Origin of the sequence: Streptomyces mexicanus (genome assembly GCF_902506575.1) — a bacterium.
Taxonomy (GTDB): domain Bacteria; phylum Actinomycetota; class Actinomycetes; order Streptomycetales; family Streptomycetaceae; genus Streptomyces; species Streptomyces mexicanus.
The window spans coordinates 1-1199 of sequence record NZ_LR732684.1 but is presented as its reverse complement, the minus strand read 5'-3'; the positions used below and the strand labels follow the sequence as shown (position 1 = coordinate 1199).

At 79.1% G+C, this 1199-nt stretch carries 1 pseudogene; it reads left to right on the top strand.

Going from position 1 to position 1199, the window contains the following annotated elements:
- Positions 1-48: 48 nt before the first annotated feature.
- Positions 49-1199: pseudogene (locus GV126_RS35105) on the top strand (lysylphosphatidylglycerol synthase transmembrane domain-containing protein); the annotation flags it as partial.

Below are 1199 nucleotides of genomic sequence, written 5' to 3'. Positions count from 1 at the left end.
GCGTGCGGGCGTCCCGGCGCGGGGGCCGGGCGGAGCGCAGGGACACCGGTGGCGCCCCACGGCCGCAACCGCCCGAAAGCGGGGACGGGGACGGGAACGGAAACGGGAACAGCACCGGAAACAGGAACAGCAACGGGAACGGGATCGGGAACAGCGGCGGCCCCGTGGCGCCACGGCCCACGGACGTGTACGCCCCGGGGCCCTGCGGGCCCACGCCGGTACCGTCGTCGGCGCCGCGATCCTCGCCGTCCTGCTGTGGCGCCTGGGCACCGGGCCCCTGCTGGACGGGCTGCGGCGGATCGATCCGGCCACGGTGGTCCTGGCGCTGGCGATCGGCGGGGTCACCACGGTCTCCAGCGCCTGGCGCTGGCGGCTGGTGGCCCGCGCCCTGCGCATCCCGCTGCCGCTCGGCCCGGCCGTCGCCGACTACTACCGCGCGCTGTTCCTGAACGCGGCCCTGCCCGGCGGCGTTCTGGGCGACGTGCACCGCGCGGTACGGCACGGGCGCGGTGCCGGCGATGTCGGCCGCGCGGTGCGCGCGGTGGTCCTGGAGCGGGCCGCGGGGCAGATCGCCCTCGCCGTCACGGGCGCCGCCGTCCTGCTCACCCTGCCCTCGCCGGTACGGGACCAGGCCCGGCAGGCGGCGCCGCCGACCACGCTCGCCGTCGCCGTCGCGGGGGCGCTCGCCGTGCTGCTCGCCCTGCGGGGGAGCCGGTCGGTGCCCTCCCACCGGACCCGCGCCGTGCGCCGCCTGCTCGGCGAGGCCCGCGCGGGGCTGTTCTCCCGCCGCAACGCGCCGGGCGTCGCACTGTCCAGCGTCGTCGTCCTGGCCGGGCACCTGGCGATGTTCGTGGTCGCCGCCCGGGTGGCCGGCTGCCCGGCCCCGGTGCCAGTGCTGCTGCCGCCGGCCGTGCTGGCCCTCGCCGCGATGGGAGTGCCGCTCAACGTCGGCGGGTTCGGGCCGCGCGAAGGTGTCACCGCGTGGGCGTTCGGCGCCGCCGGGCTCGGCGCCGACACCGGGGTGGCGGTGGCGGTGGTGTACGGGGTGCTGGGCTTCGTGGCCGCCCTGCCGGGCGCACCGGCCCTGGTCGTCGGCCGGCGTACCCGCACCCGGACCGCGTCACCCGTCGGACCGGCGGCGAACCCGGCGCCCGGGTGTACGGGGTCGGGCGGGGCGAGTCCGGCGCTCGGGTGTACGG